Raw genomic sequence first — 18,805 nt, 5'->3', positions numbered from 1 at the left:
ACTCACAAGACTAACCTGTAATGATTAAGTCTGGCTTAATCAATTAAAGGAGTTGTTAAGCCTGGGCCTCACTAGTAATACCAGCAATAACATGTGCTTACGATAAAATTGCAGCCATAAAAAAGCCAATCAGTAAATCTGACTGGCTTTATCTTACTTTAAGTCACTTGGCGTGCACGCATTACCGCTTAAAAGCGGTAGCTCGCGGTTAAACGCAGCGCGCGGCCAGTCCCAGAGTAATAACCGTTGCCCCATGCACTGTAATAACCTGCGCTAACATACTCTTCATCAAGCAGGTTATCGACTCGCAAGCTGGCTAACCATGCGCCGCGAGTATAGTTAAGCGCGACATTGGTGAGCAGGTAATCCGCTAGCTTAGGATCAACATTGGCGTTGTCGCCCTCGATAAAGCGCTCCCCCGTATACAGACCTTCAACAAACAGTTGCACATGTTCACTGATATCGTAACTGATATAGCCACGACCCGAATGCTTCGCCACCCAAGAAAGTGACTTACCATCATTAACGCCATCGGTAAATTCGGCATCAATGTAGTTATATTCTAGCCCCAGCAGTACCTGCTGCATGACTTGCCAATCCCAATCTAAACTGACGCCATAACGACGTGATGCATCGGCGTTCACGTTAGCACCAGGGAAACTGCCGCCAGTTGGAGTGTCGGCGCTAGGGTCGAACACAATTTCATCTTCTAGATCGAGGCGATAGGCACTCACTCGCAGTGTTTGCTGCGCTAGCGTCCAGTCCCACCCCGCTTCATAAGAGCGGCCAGTTTGCGGCTTAAGCCCCTTCACATTAGGCGGGGTATAAGCTTGCTCATCAACCTTGGCAAAGCGGAAATTATCGTCGGCACGCAGGTAAAAACGCTGAGCGTCCGTGGGGCGATAGTTAATCCCAAGTTCAAACGCATGGGCATCCTGATCCAGCTCAATGCCGCTAGCATAGGCGCTGGGATCGCGCAGATCGTCGGTCACCTCAGCATAACGACCACCCACAATGTAACTCACACTTTGAGTCAGTGGCACTGTGGCTTGCACATAGGCACTGGCCTGCTTTTGCACGTTTTCACGGCCACTGCTAAACACCGACTCACCGCGGCTTAAATCGAGCCCGGTCACTAGGGTTAACGGGCCGTTTTCAGTAGTAAAGTTAGCAGTCGCCTTAGGGTTAAATTCCAGCAGTGAGCGCGTATCACGGCGGTCGCTTCCCCAGCTATTAAGGCCAGTGATTAAGGTGTCGGCATAATTGATATCCGCCCCAAGCTCCCATTGCTGGTTGAGTTGGCGCTGATAACCCGACCGCAGCGCCGTGGTCATTTCATGCAGATAACTGTCATAGGCACCTGGTGCGCTGGCATCTGATTGACGTGGGTCTTGTTCAATCTGCTCGAGGGTTAATGCGCCTGCCAATTCTCGACGGTTGTCGTAATAACTGCTTTCGGCAAAAAAGTGCTGCACGTCGTCTTGATACTGCAAGCGCCCTAATAACGATGAGGTTTCATTCGCGTTATGGTCACGATAGTTATCCCCTTGGTTATAACTGGCCGCACCATAAAAACGCCAATTAGCGTTTATCGCCCCTGACACATCAACGTTACCTTCATAGGTATCAAAACTGCCCCCTGACAACTGCACGCTGCCACCACTGCCCTGTGGCGCTTTGGTGATGATGTTAATCACACCACCCACCGCCTGATCGCCATATAGCACGCCCGCACTCCCAGACATGATCTCGATACGCTCAACTTGATTAAGGGCAATGGCGCTAATGCTTGGAGCGGCGATATCGATATTGTTTAGTCGACGTCCATCAATCAAAATTAAGGTATTACTCGCCGCTTGGCTAGCACTAAAGCCCCGCAGAGCAAATACGGCTCCGGTGTTTGAATCGGAAATCTGTATACCGCTTTGACCGCGTAACACTTCGGTTAAACTCGTTGCGCCACTCATCTCAATCGCGGCGGCATCAATCACATTGACGTTAGCAGCAATATTGAGAGGGGTACTGACATTACGACCGATAACGGTAATAGCATCGTCGATATTGATTTGCGCAGAGGTGGCATTTTGCGCTGTCACTGAAAACGCAGAAAAACTTAATAAACCGCCAATTAACAGGGCGATAGCTGTAGGTTGTGTACCCATTTACCTTTAACTCCTAAAAGGGAAACGGGGCAAGAGGTCACGACTTCACGCTATTAAAGCGATATGTAGTCGCATTTCGAGATCTGCCCGCCGAAATCTCAAAATCACCTTAAGGGCCGGTCTCCGGACTGAGGATAGGTATAAACCCAAACTGCGGTTGATACGACAAGACTGAGTTTTTTTAACGCTTGTAGCAAGCGCACTCAGCTTTCACCTTTCACCGTTGCGGGGGCAGTGCCAGCTTTTCACAGGCTTCCCGATTATCCCATTGCGACTGACGCAACTGGGCACCACAAAAGATTGACTCGAATTTGGTTATCTATAAACGGCAATGCACAACTGTTATTCCATACAAAGCGGCATCGCCGTCAAGACCGCGGGCATTATAGACGTCTAAACGGATAAAAGTCTAACAAAGCATGCTAAGTCAGTGTCATACCAACCGCAGTTCCTATTAAGCAAAACGGCACGAGCGACTTGGCCAGTGACATTGCCAACGACAAATTCATCACAAATAAATCACCATACTGACAATAATCACTGTTAACCCTTTATCCTCCCTTACTACAGACCCTATAATAAACAACCAGTAAGCGATTATTTATCACCAGTCATTGTCGTCATTTCGCCGGGCGTTATCGACTACTCAAATGGAATGAACCTGTGCTAACAAAACTGCGCGCGATGCAAAGCTCCACCCAGATGATAGTGGCCATGTTTGTAGGCTTTGGTGTGGGCTTATTCTTTGGCGAGTCGGTTGGCTGGCTCAGCAATATTGGCACCAGCGTCATTCTGTTAATGCAGATGACAGTGCTACCCTTTATTTTAGTCTCTCTCATTGGCGGTATCGGCAAACTTAAGCGCACCACTGCCAGTTTAATTTTTAGCCGCGCAGGCGTCATCATGTTGCTGCTGTGGCTTATGGGCTTAGTGCTGGTGGCCCTCATGCCGCTGTCATTTCCTTTTGTTGAAACGGCCTCTTTTTTCAGCACCAGCATTGTCGAGCCCACGACTCCTATCGATTACTTTAAGCTGTATATTCCGGCCAACCCGTTTGAGTCGATGGCGGCAGGCTATGTGCCTGCCATGGTGGTGTTCAGTATCGCCATGGGGCTGGCGCTCATTGGCATGGAGGGGGAAAACAAACGGCTTATCATTACCTTTATGCATACCTGTAGCGAAATATTCGCTAAGATCACTCAGGCGCTGGTGCGGGTCTTGCCTATCGGCATTTTTGCCATGTCGGCCTCGGCGGCGGGCACTATGGGAGTCGATGAATTTGCCAGTATGCAGGTGTATCTCATCAGCTATTTTGTACTTTGTTTACTGCTCACTTTCTGGCTGTTGCCTTGGATCATCGCCTCACTCACCCCGGTGACCTATACCCAAGCGCTGCGCATCGCGAAATCGAGCGTGGTCACCGCATTCGCGACCGGCAATATTTTTATCGTGATCCCTGTGATTGTCGACGAATGTAAGCAGATCATGCGCGAGCATGAAAGCCTCAGCGATGACGCCGAAACCCTAATTGAAATTTTGGTGCCCATCGCCTTCACCTTCCCCAACATCGGTAAACTGACGGTCATTTTGTTTGTGCTGTTTGCCGGCTGGTTTAACGGCACTCCGGTGGACATTAGCGACCTGCCGTCGCTGTCAATTAGCGGCCTGCTCTCTTTGTTTGGTAGTGTCTATGTCGCCATCCCCTTTATGTTGGACTTACTGCATCTGCCACAAGATCTATTTCAACTATTTGTAATGTCAGGCTTTATTACTGGAAAGTTTAACTCAATAGCCGCCGTAATGTATCTATTTGCCTTAACGCTACTCACGGTATCCCAGTTTGAGCAGCGTTTAAAGCTGCGCCCACCACAACTGCTGAAATTAAGTATTGGCGTCGTCGTAGGAGTCGCCTTGACCTTAGTGGTGAGCCGAGTGGGAATGGGCATGTTGATCCACAGCCCTGATGTCACCAGCGGCGTAATTGCCAATATGCAGGTGGCCGATAAAGTGCCGACTACCGTAAAAAAACAGTTTCCTATCCTTGGCAAAACACCAAGCGCCCCAATCGCTAATGTGCAAACTATCCGCCAACGCGGAGTATTAAAGGTGGGTTACATCCCCAGTAATGTGCCTTTTAGCTACTATAATAATGCCGCCCAACTAGTGGGGTTTGACAGCGCAATGGCCAGTAAACTCGCCGAAGACTTAGGGGTAAAAGTGGAGTTTATTCCTTTTCATAAAGATCACTTGGCCGAGTCACTCAAGGCGGGGTTTTTCGATATTGCCATGTCAGGCTTAGCCATGGATATCAACCAAATGGATGAGCTGAGTTATGTTGACCCTGTGCTCAAATTAAATTTAGCTATCGCCACCAAAGACCATAAGGTCAACAGTTTTAAACGCAAACAATCGATTTTAGCGCTGCAAAATACCACCATCGCCTATGTAGAGCACAGTGACATTATCGAAGAAGCCAAGGCCAACTACCCCAACCTCACCTTTGTTAAAATCGACGGTTATAAAACCTTTTTTAGGCAGAAAGCCGATAACTATGATGCGGTAGTGATCAGCGCCGAAGCGGGATCGGCTTGGACCTTATTCTTCCCCGGTTACGGCATTGCCTTGCTCGAAAGTAAGGTGCAATACCCGGTGGCTTATGCGGTCGCCCAAGACAATCAATCGCTTCTCAATTACGTCAATAACTGGCAAAAGTTACGTAAAGTCGATGGCCACCAGCAACGGCTGTATAACTATTGGATGCTAGGCCAAGGCGCCACAGAAGATACACCGCGCTGGTCTATCATTCGTGATGTCTTACATTGGGTGGAGTAATTAACGGCCTTATTGGCGCGCTAATGCTTCGCCTAGAGGTTCAAAATAGTTAAGCAGTTGCTGAAAAATCTGCTCGCGGTGCACCAAATCAGGATAGCCTCCGATGTTCGCGAGATCTGAATTTAAGGTTTCGTCGACTAAGTAGGGGTTGTCGACCTCTGGATGGCTCTCAATACAGGCTTCAAAGGCCCGCGCCATCAACTCGGTTGGCTTAGCAAAATAGTAGCGCTGATACTGTTTATCTAAGGCAACGGCACGGGTCACAAAGTCGTGGCTGTCTTGGCCATCGGCACTTAATAAACAGGTTTGAAATACACAGGCTAAGCGCTGATTTAGCGGATGGTTAATCGGCTCGACATCGGCCAGCCAACAACTACTGGCAAAGGCGATACCAGCGGTGCGCACCCGATAGGCTTTCGGCGCAATATAATGGTCAAAGGCATGCCAAAACTCATGGGCAAGCGCCCCCGCGCCAGCATTTTTTGCCAGCGCTAACTCTCGGTGAGCTGGCATATAATGGGCTTGAACGCCCATTTGACCACCAGTGCCAAAGGCTAAGTTAAGGCTTTGGCGCAGCCCCATTGCGTTAGGCGGCAGCTTGAGCATGAAGGCCAGATCGGCAAAGGCATCAAAGATCAAGTTAGCCGCCTTATGCTTCTCCTCGGCCTCTACCCAACTGCCAAGGCGAATATGATTAAGACCAAAGACCTCTTTAATGTCATTAAAGCTGACCTGTTCACCACCGCGGTAATCGGGCCCTCGCCTTCGATAGGCTTTACGGCTTAACACTGAATATCCTTCAAATAAAAATCAAATTGTAACAGCGATAGCGCCCAGTAAAAAGCCGCCCTAGTGGCGGCTTGGTATTAATGGCATGACAGCTTATAACAAGCCATTAATTTGCTAATTTCAACTCGACTCTGTCATCGACTAGGTTCATGTTGAAATCAAACTCATCGACACGGATCGCACGCTCACGCTTGAGGTTATAATCTTGCAGCTGCTTATGTTCACCCGGGGTGATAACACCAGCATCAAGCGCGGCATCTAAGGTTAAGGCAAACTTTACGCCGCCTTTAAAGGTGCGTTGTTTCAAGCCCTTTTTCACCTTAGCCAGTAGCGGCAAACACGCTATCTTGGCTAAATAAGCCTGCTCGTTAATGTAGTTACCATCGCCCGCTACAGGTTTAACTAGGTGGGTTAGTTGACGCTTAAAGCCAGTATTTAACTGCGCCTGATGAGCCAACTCACGCACAAGGTCATCGTTGATTTTCTTCATCTTAGGTGAGTATGTCACTGTGATGAGTTTCATCAATTGACGCGTCGGCGCCGACGGGAAGTTATCGAGGAAATCCAGCAAGGCTTTTTCTGCATTGCACAAGGCCCAGCGGGTCGCATAATGGAAATACGGCGCGGCCTCGGCGCGGCTCGCGGCAGACACCTTTTGCTCGTAATAACGGATAGCAGCCATTGCCGCATACAGGTAGCTCATGACATCCCCCAAACGGGCAGACAACATCTCAGCCTGCTTGAGCTTGCCACCCAATACCAGTAACGAGAAATCGGCATACACCGCCAGCTTAGAGGCCAGCTTATGAACCGACTTTTCATATTCAATCACCTCACCCAAATCGGAGGTCGCATTAGCCGTAAAAGGCAGCAAACCAAGGCGGAAGGCGCGCAAGCTATTGTTAACGCTATAACCCACCGTTTGCCTAAAGATACGATTAAATGTCTTATCGGCATCGGCGGCATCGCTATGAATCGACTCCACCATGCTTTGCAAATGAGGATGACAGCGCATCACACCTTGACCAAAAATCATCAAGTTACGGGTAAGAATATTGGCACCTTCGACCGTAATCGCGATAGGCTGCGCCACATAACCTGACGCTAGGGTATTTTGTGGGCCACGCTGAATCGCTTTACCCGCCTGAATATCCATCGCCGAGTTCAATACATCACGGCCGATCTCGGTCATATGGTATTTGGCTATAGCGGTAACCACCGATGGTTTTAGCCCAAGGCCAAGGCCTTCGGTGGTCAATACACGCATCGCCTCTTGCAGATAAGTTTTACCCGCGATATCGGCCAGCTTCTCTTGAATCCCCTCAAACTGACCAATGGATAGACCAAACTGCTCACGCACCGCGGCGTATTCAGCCGACGACTTAAATGCCGCCTGACTGACTGACACCCCAAGTGCGGGTAATGAAATACCACGCCCCGCGCCCAAACACGCCACTAGCATCTGCCAACCACGGCCGATATTTTGTTGGCCACCTATGATAAATTCCATCGGAATAAACACGTTTTCGCCGCGAGTCGTGCCGTTATAAAAACGGCATCCCATAGGATCATGGCGATTACCCAGCTGCACGCCCGGATGCGACTTAGGAATAAGCGCACAAGTAATACCAAGCGACTCCTTAGCGCCGAGTAACCCTTGAGGATCTTGCACCTTAAACGCCAAGCCTAGTACTGAAGCGATAGGGGCCAGCGTGATATAGCGTTTATCCCAAGTAACCGACAAGCCTAGCACTTGCTCGCCTTGGTACTCGCCCATAGTGACAGTACCGACGTCTGGGATCCCACCCGCATCCGATCCCGCTTCAGGGCTCGTTAAGGCAAAACAGGGGATCTCTTGACCATTCGCAAGGCGTGGCAACCAATAATCGCGCTGCGCATCGGTGCCGTAATGCATTAATAATTCGCCCGGGCCTAATGAGTTAGGCACCATCACGGTAACCGCAACCGCAGAACTTTTAGCGGCAATGGTGGCGACAATGGTCGAATTGGCATAGGGACTAAATTCCAGCCCGCCATAGGCCTTAGGGATAATTAAAGAGAAAAACTTGTTTTCTTTTAAAAAGTTAAGAATATTGTCAGGCAAGTGAGTACAATTTTGCAGTGCGAAATCATCGACCATTTCGATCAACTGCTGCACAGGGCCATCAAGAAACGCTTGCTCATCGGCTGACAGGCTGACCGCTGGCACAGCGCGCAGGGCGTCGAAATCTGGCATACCTTGATAGATAGATCCTTCTAACCACACATCACCCGCATCGAGCGCTTCTTGTTCTGTTGTAGAAATACTCGGCAGTACTTTTTTAAATTTTGTTCTTATACTCATCTTCAGACTCATCCGACCATTTAATTTATGTGCATTACGTCACAAAATCTACATTAGATCAAACATTCTAAATACAAAAACAGCTCTAACTTAACACTTACAAGTCGCTGTTAAGATTAAATATATGCTTTTTCAATACGTTAACGACACATGATTGAAATAAAAAAATTAAACGACCGTTTAATATATACGTTTGAACACAACCTTTATTGACCTAGCTCATGGACATTTCAGCCCTAGAAACGCCCAATGGCCACCTGTTTCATTAATGAAAAAATGCCCGTTTATATTTACTAAATTAGCACTACTTATTGTAAGGATATACGCTTAAATTATCGGCACGAACAATTCCTGCACGATGGGAAAGATCCATTGCTTGTGTAACGGCAACTCGAACATCTCCTTGCCAGTACATAGGTTCCCATGCAGTCAAGTCACTGAATAAGAGAGCGCTTCATGAAGATAGCACTGTTTATCCCCTGTCTGGTTAATCAAATGATGCCCCATGTTGGTATCGCCACCGTTGAATTATTGGAAAAGCTAGGCCATCAGGTGATCTTACCTAAAGGGCAAACCTGCTGCGGCCAACCAATGACCAACTCGGGTTGCTTTGACGAAGCGAAAAAAACCACCCTCAAACTGCTTAATGCCTTTAAAGGCGTTGAGTGCGATGCCATTGTCTGCCCCGCCGCCTCTTGCTTGGTGGCCGCAAAAGAAAACTTCCACGAATTTGACACCAGCCCAGAAGCTCAAGCTGTGATCAACAAGCTGTATGAATTAACCGAGTTTCTTCACGATGTCGCCCCCATCAGCGCCTTTAACAAACCGTTTAACCACAAGATCAGTCTCCAACTGAGCTGCCACGGTATTCGCATGCTCGACTTAGCGACCCCCAGTGAGCAAATGGGACCACGCACCAATAAGGTTGAAGCGGTACTTAAGGCCATCCCTAATATTGAAATCGTCTATCCCGGCCGTCACGACGAATGCTGCGGCTTTGGCGGTACCTTTGCCATCGATGAAGGCGCTGTATCGGCCAAAATGGGTAAAGATAAAGCACAAGCACACGCAGAAACTGGCGCTAAATACGCAGTAGGATTCGATCCCTCATGTTTGTTGCACCTAGATGGCATGATCAGACGCCAACAGCTGCCAATCGAAACCTTACATATCGCCCAAGTTATTAACGCCGCGCTTTAGGAGTACATTATGTCTACGAGTCATACTACCGCCTCGCATGCGAAGAAAGGCGAAATCTTTTGCCAAGATGAATCCCGCGTCGATTGGCACTCTAAAGCGTTGTGGGCACTGAGAGAAAAGCGCGACCGCGCCGCTGGCAGCCTGCCGGAATGGGAACAACTGCGACAACTAGGATCTGAGCTTAAACTGCACACCCTTACCCATTTAGGCCAGTACTTAGAAGAGTTTGAACAAAACTGTCAAGCCAACGGCATTCAGGTGCACTGGGCTAAAGATGGTGTGGAACACAACCAGATAGTGCATAAAATTTTGGCCGAAAAGCAGGTCAAAAAACTGGTCAAATCAAAGTCGATGCTCACCGAAGAGTGTCACTTAAACCCCTACCTTGAAAGCCACGGCATTGAGGTTATCGACACAGACTTAGGCGAGCGCATTATTCAGCTTGCCAAGCAGCCACCGTCACACATTGTGGTACCGGCTATCCACCTTAAAAAAGAGGAAGTGGGCGACCTATTTCATGACAAACTCGGCACCGACGCTGGCGCATCAGACCCACTTTACTTAACCCGAGCGGCCCGCGCTCACCTGCGTGAACAATTCCTGTCGGCCGATGCGGCCATGACAGGGGTAAACATGGCCATTGCCAATAAAGGCGCTGTGGTGGTGTGCACTAACGAAGGTAACGCCGATATGGGCGCTAACCTACCTAAGTTGCAGCTGCACTCTATGGGTATCGATAAGGTGGTTCCCGATCTCGACAGCGCCGCCGTACTGCTGCGCACCTTGGCGCGCAATGCAACCGGGCAACCTGTCACCACCTACAGCTCATTTTACCGTGGGCCACAGGCTGACGGCGAGATGCATGTGATCATCGTCGACAATGGTCGCACTAAGATGCTGCAAGATAAAATTTTAGCCGAAGCGCTTAAATGTATCCGCTGTGGCGGCTGCTTAAACACTTGCCCTGTGTATCGCCGCTCTGGTGGCTACAGCTATAACTACACCATTCCAGGCCCTATCGGTATTGCCGTCGGCTCACAACATGACGCCACCAACTCTATGCCTTGGGCCTGTACCTTGTGTGGCAGCTGTACTCATGTGTGCCCCACTAAGGTGCCACTGGATAAGATCATCCACCACCATCGCCGCCTCAAGGCGCAAGCAGGACAATTGCCTTATGGCAAGAGCACTTATATGCCACTGGTGGGTAACTTTATGGCCAGCGAAACCATGCTCAACTGTTCGATGAGCGTTGCCCGCACCGCACTGCGGATCTTGCCTGGCGCCCTATTAAAACCCTTCTCGGGTGCATGGGGTAAATACCGCGAATTACCGGTCGCGCCTAACTCCAGTTTTGAAGCCTGGTTTAACAAAAATAGAGGTCAGTAATATGTCAAGCAAACAATCTATCCTGCAGGCGCTCAAAACCGTTGCCGTTGAGCCACAAGCGATGCCGAATATCGATGTGAGCCCCCGTCTTGACGACGTTATTGGCCAGTTTGAAACCAACCTTGCCACTGTGGCTGGCACACTGCACCGCCGCGCTGGGCTCGAAGGCTTACAGGCTAAAGTGGATGAGCTGATAGCTCAAGGCTTACAGGTGATCTCAACGGTGGATGGGATCAAAGGCAATCGCGCCGTCCCTGATACTGCCCACGAGCTAAAAGATATCGATTATGCGGTGATCCCGGGCGATCTGGCCGTCGCCGAAAACGGTGCGATTTGGGTCAACAACCAAAACCTTGGCCATCGCGTCACCCCCTTTATCTGTGAAAACCTATTTTTGGTGGTCGAAGCCGACAAAGTGGTTGCCAATATGCACCAAGCCATCAAAAAGATTGGTTTAGATGCGGGCGAGTTTGGTGTGTTTATCGCAGGTCCATCGAAAACCGCCGATATTGAGCAAGCCTTAGTGGTGGGTGCCCATGGGGCATGCAGTTTGAATGTGTATCTAGTTTAAGACCGCGGCGCGATGCGCCCGAGGGCTTAAGTTAACATTTATCGGGTCAGCAATTGACCTTCGAGCCAGCTGCCACCGACGCCTCGTCGGTGGCAGTTTTTTTTATTTACTCGCGCGTTAATCAACTATCCATTTAATCAACTAGCCGTTTAATCAAACAGCTTGCTGGCCTTATCTTGCATAAATTCAATAAACAGTTTGACCTTCAGCGGCTGCTGGCTGCGCTGATGGTACAGCAATGAAATACGCCGCTGCTCGCCACGCCAGTCGGGTAATACCCGCTTTAACGCCCCGCTGGCCAATTGAGGGTTAACAAATAACGATGGACCATACAAGATACCGCCATCATCCACAGTGGCCTTAATCGCCCCATGCAGATCACCAAGGGTCAACTTAGCCGGGCCTTCATAGTAAAAGTCTTCCCCATCGATATGTTTAAGTGACCAGTTAAACAGCGGCCACACTTTTATCAAGCGATGCACAGACAACTGCACCGGATGAGTAATTCTGGGGGCTTGATTCAAATAGCCACTCGAGGCATATAAACCATAATCGAGCACACCGAGTGATTTAGATACCCAAGAAGAGTCGGGCTGCGCGCCGCCGACAATAGCGACATCGACCCCTTCATCAATCAGATCTATGCTGCCGTTATCTTGGGTAATGTGCAGTTGAATATCGGGATAGGCTTTGGAAAACGCGTTAATCGCCTCGATAAAGATCATCGACACTATAGACACAGGCGCGGCGATACGTAAGGTGCCCTCGGGTTTATCTAGGCGCGCTTCGGCACAGCTATCAAACTGGGCCACCACGTTTTGGTAGCGAGCAAATAGCGCGCTCCCCTCTTCGGTCAAACGCAATTTACGCGTACTGCGCATAATGAGCTGAGTATCGAGTAGCGCCTCTAGCTTGGTCAATTTACGACTGACGGTCGACACTGGCATGCTTAACTCTTTAGCCACTTGAGAAAAACCGCCTGCATTGACTAAATGCACAAACAGATGAATAAGTTGCAGCTCTGTACCAACACAACGCGCCATCGAGGCCAACCTTACGCTATAACATCATAATGTGGCGCGCATTATAGCAAATTCCCCCGCGCCACACAGCATTGCTACGTGTCCGTGACAAATGCACCTGCGGTCATCTTCACTACGGGTAATATTAAGACGATGAATATCGCGGCAGTCATTGTTATAATTACGCCACAAAACCGCAGCCAATTTGACTTTAAAGCCACAGTGGCTGGCGTTATCCTTTTGAATACAGATGAGTTTACATCATGGCAAGAACCGCAGCAGCGTTACACATTTTGGTCAAACACAAAGAGCAAGCCGAAGCTATCATGCAGCAATTGGCAAAAGGCGCTAAGTTTGATCTGCTGGCAAAGAAACACTCCACGTGTCCATCGGGCAAAAAAGGCGGCAGCTTGGGCGAATTTAAAAAAGGCCAAATGGTACCGCCGTTTGATAAGGTCTGTTTTAGTGGAGAGCTAATCACGCCCCATATGGTGAAGACCAAATTCGGCTGGCATGTGGTCAAAGTGCTTTACCGCACTTAATCTCTAATAGCCCAAGTTCAATGGGCTGCAAGCTTAATCTGCCAGTAGCTACGCGGTATTCAAATCGCTAACTTACGATTTAACATCAAACGCTTTCACCTAACACTTAAATCGATAGCCAGCTAAGCACGCCGATGATAGCCTCTGTCGGCGCCTCATCTTGTCACGCTCACCTAGAAGCGATTTATCTTACGAGATAAATCGCAGATGGCCCCATTTAGCGTAGCGGCAGTACTATCACAGTACTATCACAGTACTATCACAGTACTAACCAAGCACTAACGCCTGTATTAGTGCCTGCACTATCCAACATTACCGGCCTAACATTTCCTGCCTATATTAACGGCGCGATACGCCTCTAAGCCAAGGTGGCTGCACCTTACACGCTCAACTTAATTAGCATAAAAACGAGCAATACTGTATGGTATTTCAACTGATTAGCTTAACCACCTTGCTCAGCAACGGCAGTAGCACAGGCATTAGCCAGCGACATACTTTCATCACGCCATGCCCAACACAACAACTCACGTGCATGCCATAAATAGGTCGCCATCGCAGTCAACCCGAAAACAGTAACCATTAGGCTATCGGTTACCCCCTCAACTAGACTCACATAATGGCGACGACACTAAGCTCAGTAACAAAGTGATTTTACCGACCTCGCAATGAAAACTGGATTTTAGCGCGACATTTACCCCACAGGAATAGGTCTCTATGACGCAAAAATTTCATCACCTGATCAACTCACTCGATCAGGCCATGACGCAAAATGATAATGAAACAATACAGACCATATTAGCCAACGCATCGGCCGCCGAAGTGGCCCGCGTGATTGAATCCTTGCCACAAAAAGAACGCCTCGCCTTGTGGCCCATGGTCCCCACTGCTCTCTACGGCAAAATATTATTAGAGCTACACCCAGAGCTACGCCGTCCGTTGATTTCACAAACAGATGAAGATGAGCTTATCGCTAGCCTCAGCACCATGCAGATGGATGAATTAGCCGATATCGACAGCGACTTGCCCATCACAGTGATCTCGGCCATGGTGCAAGCCATGGACTCACAACGCCGCGAACGGTATGAGCAAGTCAAACACTATCCCGACGAAACCGCTGGCGGCTTAATGGATGTCGACATCACTGCCGTGCGCGCCGATGTCTCGATAAAAGCCGCCCTGCGATACCTGCGCCGCCTAAGGCAACGTGAAGGCACCTTACCCGATCATCTTGACAGTTTAATGGTGGTTGACCGTAACAACATATTGCTCGGTATCGTGCCGTTAAGTCAGCTAGTCTCTAACGAACTTGACCTTAGCGTGCGACAAGTGATGCTCACCGAAGTCACCAGCTTTACCCCATTTACCCCTGACACTGTGGTGGCGCAGGTGTTTAAAGATAAAGACCTTATTTCTGCCCCCGTGGTGGATGAGCAACATAAGCTTATCGGCCGTATTACCGTCGATGACGTCATTGATGTTATCCAAGAGGAGGCCGATAAAGAGGTCTTTTCACGCGCGGGCTTAAACAACCATCCCGATATGTTCGCTCCTGTGCTTCAAAGCTCGGCGCGACGTGCTATCTGGTTAGGCATCAACTTGTTAACCGCCTTTTTAGCCGCTTGGGTCATCGACCTATTTGAAGCGTCAATTGAAAAAATTGTCGCCCTCGCCGTGTTGATGCCCGTGGTCGCAAGCATGGGAGGAGTTGCTGGCAGTCAAACCCTCACCATGGTGACTCGCGGCTTAGCGCTCAATCAGGTTAACAGCAAAAATATGCTTAAACTGATTGGCCATGAGTTTAGTATCGGCCTATTAAACGGCATGCTGTGGGCGGCTATTGTCGCCATCATCGCCTTTCAGTGGTTTGGCGATTGGCAGTTGGGCTTGGTCTTTGGTTCGGCGATGATTATCGTCTTACTGGCTGGCGTCTTGGCGGGCACTACCATTCCGCCACTGCTTCGCAAAATGGGGGTTGACCCCGCACTCGCCGGCGGCGTGGTGTTAACCACAGTCACCGATGTTGTTGGCTTTTTTGCCTTCCTCGGATTAGCGACGATCGTGATATTGTAGGTGATGTCACCTCACCTTGGGATGAAGGTTTGGCATTTTTTTTAAGTTTACTTGAGCAGCGTTATGCTGAATTTTCATTTATTGATGTGCTATGAAAACGCACCTTAATGGCAATTAATAGCCTGCCGCAGGTGCAGTGCATGGATGCGCAAATGTCGTGATCACATGGATGTGACGGAGCGACCTAATGTGCAAGCGCTCTTTTGGCTCGGTGAGTGAAGCATAGCTTCGTGCTTATGAACGAGAGACAGGGATTGTCGAACTGGCTTTTAGATAGGGATATCGTTGTGAGCCATCCGTGGAGGCTCTGCGAAATCATCCATGATTTCGAAGGCCAAAACCGCGCTTACACCTATCTCTAACGCTTCTTCGATTGGACTTCATTTGATACGATTAGTGAGTTAAAGGCTAAGAAGCTTTTGCCCCAAAGTGTGTTGGCCTTTGAAATAAAGGTCGATGACATTTGATTTAGTGAATGTTGGTTTGATGCACTTCAATGCGTACCTTCAATGGCAGTTAATTGCCTGCCGCAGGCTTATGTGTAAGCGCTTTTTTGGCTCGCTGTGAATATATCCCTATACGCTCCACGGCGGCATCCATGCCGCCAAGGGCCAAAACCGCGCTTACACCTCTACCTAACGCCTCTTCGATTGGACTTCATTTGATACGACTAGTGAGTTAAAGGCTAAGAAGCTTTTGCCCCAAAGTAAGTTAACACCTGGTTTGCGGAGTAGTTACAAGCAGACTTTCTTGCCTAGAAATTTTCATCCATTTCACTCAAATGTTGCAATGCTTAAAAGCTGGACAGGCATACAGTCATATTGAAATCATGACGATTTTTATCCCAACTTCGTGCGCGTTTTCACATTCCAATATAAATAAATATGATTAAAATCATGTGATTATAAAACCTATTGGTTAGATAATAGGTTTGGGAAACGCGCATGCGCGTTTTTCCGGATGGTATATTTAACAGAATGCTGATAAGTTCATTACATACAGATAGTTAACTGTGCGCGTTTTCACTGGTCCAACGAGGTAAACGCGCATGCGCACTAATAAAATGTTACAAGTAAAGGATAGTTATGAGGGGATATCGACGAGAAGGATTCCATGCATTTTCCGAATATGACGGATTTAGCATGTTCGAAAACCAAAAGTCAGCTCTAGATCAAGCCATTAAGAGACAAGCTGATGATTACATTCTTAATGTTAACCGAGAAGAATATCTACAGCATCTGATTAGCGAATTCTGTATAGAGCCTATAGAAATTCATAAGGACGGTCTCTCGGTATCTACGCACGAGGAGATGATTCCTGCAGAAATGCACCCCAGAGGTTATTTTATGGATCGGGGCGGCTCGTATCCAAGAGATGTATTGGTATTTCATCTCCCATTCTCCGGAGACCCCCAATTATTAAAAGTTAGGGCAAGCACATACTCTATGTCCGCTCCTTTAATAAATGTCGAGCAAGGCTGCATTACCTTCAGAATGATTAACTTTAATCTCGATGCACAGAGAATAAAGCAGGAATCAGATAATACTATCCGAAGCATAGAAACCCAGAACGGATATTTAACCAGAAATATAGAAAGCTTCAATTCGTCACTTCGGCAACATGCTGAAAGAATATTTGATGCAAGAAAAGAGCAACTACTAAAGAAAAATAATTTAATCGCATCATTAGGTGTACCAATAAAAGAAACTGGCAATAAGTCGGGCACATTTTCTGTGCCAGCTAAAAGAACAAAGGCTATTGCATCAAAACCGCAGCCAAAAGTCACAGATAAAGGCTATCAGCCAGAGCCGACCCTGGATTCAACGATCTACGTGCAAATACTCAAAATAATCCATGATGTTGGAAAGCAGTTTGAAAGGTTGCCCTCTACCTATTCTGGAAAGGAAGAAGAGCATCTAAGAGATCATATGCTTCTGATACTTGAGCCAAACTTTGAAGGGGCTGCTACTGGCGAAACTTTTAACAAGTCTGGGAAAACTGACATTCTGCTTCGCCACGAAGGAAAAAATGTGTTCATAGCTGAGCTGAAATATTGGCACGGCAAGAAAGGTTTCTTAGAAACCATCAGCCAATTACTCGGATACCTTACTTGGCGCGACTCTAAAGCAGCAGTTGTAATGTTCGTAAGAAACAAAGACTTTATGGCCGTTCTTGAAACTGCAAAGGATTCCATCTCCGAGCATGAAAACTACCTTGGTTTCGTAAATGAGCAGGAAGAAGGTTGGTATAGTTATCGGTTTCACCTTAATGGTGACAAAAATAGAGAAGTAAACTTGGCTGTTATGCTATTCCATATTCCGGCGTAGTTTACTTGTAACAAAGCGCTGTTGTCGGACTGGTTTTCCGCTGCGCTCCAAACCAGCCGCAAAGCGCGGCGTTAGCATCTATGATCACGATACAAGCATATTACAAAGGGGTAGAGCTCGAACTCTTTAAAGTATTTACTTCTGCAATTAGCGAGACCTGCAGTAGAGATTATACGCCTGAGCAGATTAGAGCTTGGCTTCCGCTTGAGTATAATGCTGAAAAGTGGAGAGATCGGGTAGAAGGTATCAACCCATACATCGCAATTTATGAAGGTAAAATTGCAGGCTACGCAGATCTCCAAAGCGATGGCTATATTGACCATTTTGTTGTAGGTGCAGAGTATCAATCAAAAGGAGTAGGCGGCGCGCTAATGGAGGCCCTTATAGGAAGCTCGGATTTAAATCGTGCCTATTCACATGTGAGTATCACAGCAAGACCGTTTTTTGAAAAATATGGTTTTGTGGTTGTTGGAGAAAACACTGTATCTATGCGAGGCGTAGAGCTAAAGAATTACATCATGGAGCGATTGGCTGTGTAAATGCTAACAAGTTGCTGCACCTGACACATACTGCTACGTTCGTTTTGTGTCTGTCGCTGCGCTCCATTTTTACACAAAACGCTCTCCGCAGTATGTGCAGGTGAGCAAGGCGTTATACACACAGGAGGATTTATCACTATGGAAGTATCAGCCAAGAATATTTCTAAAAGATCATTTTTTAAATTACTATTCCAAAGTATCGGTTATGGTTTAATGAGTTTTACTTTATTGATGGGGATTTTAGCCATTTTTGGCTTTGAAACAATAAAATGGAATCATGAGGCTGTCACAGGTATTTCAGGTTTTTTAGTATCAATACCATTAGGTTTGTTAATTGGTTTATTATTTACATTGTTTATGTGGCTTTTGGGGATTTTGGGTTTGTGGGTAAATTCATATTTTGGCGGTGTAACAATAGTATTTAAAAATGCTACTACCACAGAATCGGAATAGTGTGTATAACAAGCTGTTAAACAAGGACAAAATACAGTTGACTGTGTTTCGTTCCTCAACAATTTTAGCCAACAATATTTTGCCTGTTAACAGGGCGTTAGCCATAGAAATATTAATCTTAAACTCACATAGTAGAGCAAAAATCCTAACGCAGAAATGTCCAAAAACAATTTAGCTTTTGATTGTCCAAGTGACACGAGTAAAGTCAAATCGAAGAGATTCAGAACTCGGTGTAGGTGCGGCTGAGGCCTTCGATTTCAGGGATGAAATCGCAGAGCGCCCAAGGATGGGTTTACAGCGGTGCCGAGGAAGTACCTGCACGAAAGGCCTGCGGCAAGCAATTCAAAATGATGAAGGTTAACGCTACCATCAGCTATCTAAAAACCTATTCCGGCAAATGCTACCAGCCAAAAATGTCTCCACCTTCATTCGAAGGCCAACACACTTTTGTCCAAAACCGAGTTAGCTTTTTAACTAGCTACTCGCACGAAATGAAGCAAAATCGAAGAGACAGAATAACCCAGTGTAGATGCGGCTGCGGACGTTGATGGCAGGGATGCCATCG

At 47.7% G+C, this 18,805-nt stretch carries 14 protein-coding genes and 1 riboswitch; of the genes, 9 read left to right on the top strand and 5 right to left on the bottom strand.

Features of this window, described 5'->3' with window-relative positions; all coding sequences use genetic code 11:
- Window positions 1-188 precede the first annotated feature (188 nt).
- Complete coding sequence (locus DVO77_RS18385; RefSeq protein ID WP_119979345.1) at window positions 189-2,162, bottom strand: TonB-dependent receptor; 1,974 nt, start codon at window positions 2,160-2,162, stop codon at window positions 189-191.
- A 97-nt stretch (window positions 2,163-2,259) separates the two neighbouring features.
- A riboswitch (cobalamin riboswitch) is annotated at window positions 2,260-2,472 on the bottom strand.
- Window positions 2,473-2,825: 353 nt separating this feature from the next.
- Here DVO77_RS18385 and DVO77_RS18380 point away from each other — a divergent pair.
- Window positions 2,826-4,994 (top strand): cation:dicarboxylate symporter family transporter, encoded by a 2,169-nt coding sequence (locus DVO77_RS18380; protein ID WP_119979343.1) that lies wholly within the window; start codon window positions 2,826-2,828, stop codon window positions 4,992-4,994.
- Window positions 4,995-5,003: 9 nt separating this feature from the next.
- On the opposite strand, the gene DVO77_RS18375 is transcribed toward DVO77_RS18380, so the two are convergent.
- Window positions 5,004-5,783 (bottom strand): CLCA_X family protein, encoded by a 780-nt coding sequence (locus DVO77_RS18375; protein ID WP_119979341.1) that lies wholly within the window; start codon window positions 5,781-5,783, stop codon window positions 5,004-5,006.
- Window positions 5,784-5,889: 106 nt separating this feature from the next.
- The gene (locus DVO77_RS18370; protein ID WP_110457472.1) at window positions 5,890-8,127 is read right to left on the bottom strand and encodes an acyl-CoA dehydrogenase; all 2,238 of its coding nucleotides are present in this window, start codon (window positions 8,125-8,127) and stop codon (window positions 5,890-5,892) included.
- 456 nt (window positions 8,128-8,583) lie between these two features.
- On the opposite strand from DVO77_RS18370, the gene DVO77_RS18365 reads away from it, so the two are divergent.
- From DVO77_RS18365 to DVO77_RS18355, 3 genes are read left to right on the top strand one after another with little or no spacing between them, the layout of a single operon-like run.
- The gene (locus DVO77_RS18365) at window positions 8,584-9,327 is read left to right on the top strand and encodes a (Fe-S)-binding protein (protein WP_119979339.1); all 744 of its coding nucleotides are present in this window, start codon (window positions 8,584-8,586) and stop codon (window positions 9,325-9,327) included.
- 9 nt (window positions 9,328-9,336) lie between these two features.
- Window positions 9,337-10,716, top strand: coding sequence for a lactate utilization protein B (locus tag DVO77_RS18360; protein ID WP_119979337.1), 1,380 nt, complete (start codon window positions 9,337-9,339; stop codon window positions 10,714-10,716).
- Between the two features lies 1 nt (window position 10,717).
- Window positions 10,718-11,287, top strand: coding sequence for a LutC/YkgG family protein (locus DVO77_RS18355; RefSeq protein ID WP_119979335.1), 570 nt, complete (start codon window positions 10,718-10,720; stop codon window positions 11,285-11,287).
- A 149-nt stretch (window positions 11,288-11,436) separates the two neighbouring features.
- On the opposite strand, the gene DVO77_RS18350 is transcribed toward DVO77_RS18355, so the two are convergent.
- The gene (locus DVO77_RS18350) at window positions 11,437-12,330 is read right to left on the bottom strand and encodes a LysR family transcriptional regulator (RefSeq protein WP_110457468.1); all 894 of its coding nucleotides are present in this window, start codon (window positions 12,328-12,330) and stop codon (window positions 11,437-11,439) included.
- Window positions 12,331-12,572: 242 nt separating this feature from the next.
- Between DVO77_RS18350 and DVO77_RS18345 the strand changes: the two genes are divergently transcribed.
- Entirely contained in the window at window positions 12,573-12,851 is a 279-nt protein-coding gene (locus DVO77_RS18345) for a peptidylprolyl isomerase (RefSeq protein WP_119979333.1), read from the top strand.
- A 442-nt stretch (window positions 12,852-13,293) separates the two neighbouring features.
- Here DVO77_RS18345 and DVO77_RS19090 read toward each other — a convergent pair whose 3' ends face one another.
- Window positions 13,294-13,431, bottom strand: coding sequence for a hypothetical protein (locus DVO77_RS19090; protein ID WP_162924221.1), 138 nt, complete (start codon window positions 13,429-13,431; stop codon window positions 13,294-13,296).
- A gap of 134 nt (window positions 13,432-13,565) precedes the next feature.
- Between DVO77_RS19090 and mgtE the strand changes: the two genes are divergently transcribed.
- The 4 genes from mgtE (at window position 13,566) to DVO77_RS18325 (ending at window position 18,240) form a co-directional block, all read left to right on the top strand.
- Window positions 13,566-14,921: a magnesium transporter gene (gene mgtE / locus DVO77_RS18340; RefSeq protein ID WP_119979331.1), complete on the top strand. Its 1,356-nt coding sequence runs from the start codon at window positions 13,566-13,568 to the stop codon at window positions 14,919-14,921.
- 1,142 nt (window positions 14,922-16,063) lie between these two features.
- Window positions 16,064-17,248: a hypothetical protein gene (locus tag DVO77_RS18335; protein ID WP_162924220.1), complete on the top strand. Its 1,185-nt coding sequence runs from the start codon at window positions 16,064-16,066 to the stop codon at window positions 17,246-17,248.
- Between the two features lie 80 nt (window positions 17,249-17,328).
- Window positions 17,329-17,787, top strand: coding sequence for a GNAT family N-acetyltransferase (locus tag DVO77_RS18330; RefSeq protein ID WP_119979327.1), 459 nt, complete (start codon window positions 17,329-17,331; stop codon window positions 17,785-17,787).
- Window positions 17,788-17,925: 138 nt separating this feature from the next.
- A complete protein-coding gene (locus tag DVO77_RS18325; protein ID WP_119979325.1) occupies window positions 17,926-18,240 on the top strand; it encodes a hypothetical protein in 315 nt (104 codons plus the stop codon).
- Window positions 18,241-18,805 lie beyond the last annotated feature (565 nt).

The organism is Shewanella algidipiscicola (assembly GCF_003605125.1).
GTDB lineage: Bacteria > Pseudomonadota > Gammaproteobacteria > Enterobacterales > Shewanellaceae > Shewanella > Shewanella algidipiscicola.
Note: the sequence above shows the minus strand (reverse complement) of the source record. Positions and strands in the feature narration are given on the sequence as shown.

Coding starts and splice junctions, on each gene's coding strand:
- DVO77_RS19090 (WP_162924221.1), bottom strand. CDS start 13,431: ATGGTTACTGTTTTCGGGTTGACTGCGATGGCGACCTATTTATGGCAT.
- DVO77_RS18335 (WP_162924220.1), top strand. CDS start 16,064: ATGTTCGAAAACCAAAAGTCAGCTCTAGATCAAGCCATTAAGAGACAA.
- DVO77_RS18345 (WP_119979333.1), top strand. CDS start 12,573: ATGGCAAGAACCGCAGCAGCGTTACACATTTTGGTCAAACACAAAGAG.
- DVO77_RS18370 (WP_110457472.1), bottom strand. CDS start 8,127: ATGAGTATAAGAACAAAATTTAAAAAAGTACTGCCGAGTATTTCTACA.
- DVO77_RS18325 (WP_119979325.1), top strand. CDS start 17,926: ATGGAAGTATCAGCCAAGAATATTTCTAAAAGATCATTTTTTAAATTA.
- DVO77_RS18365 (WP_119979339.1), top strand. CDS start 8,584: ATGAAGATAGCACTGTTTATCCCCTGTCTGGTTAATCAAATGATGCCC.
- DVO77_RS18355 (WP_119979335.1), top strand. CDS start 10,718: ATGTCAAGCAAACAATCTATCCTGCAGGCGCTCAAAACCGTTGCCGTT.
- DVO77_RS18385 (WP_119979345.1), bottom strand. CDS start 2,162: ATGGGTACACAACCTACAGCTATCGCCCTGTTAATTGGCGGTTTATTA.
- DVO77_RS18360 (WP_119979337.1), top strand. CDS start 9,337: ATGTCTACGAGTCATACTACCGCCTCGCATGCGAAGAAAGGCGAAATC.
- DVO77_RS18330 (WP_119979327.1), top strand. CDS start 17,329: ATGATCACGATACAAGCATATTACAAAGGGGTAGAGCTCGAACTCTTT.
- DVO77_RS18350 (WP_110457468.1), bottom strand. CDS start 12,330: ATGGCGCGTTGTGTTGGTACAGAGCTGCAACTTATTCATCTGTTTGTG.
- mgtE (WP_119979331.1), top strand. CDS start 13,566: ATGACGCAAAAATTTCATCACCTGATCAACTCACTCGATCAGGCCATG.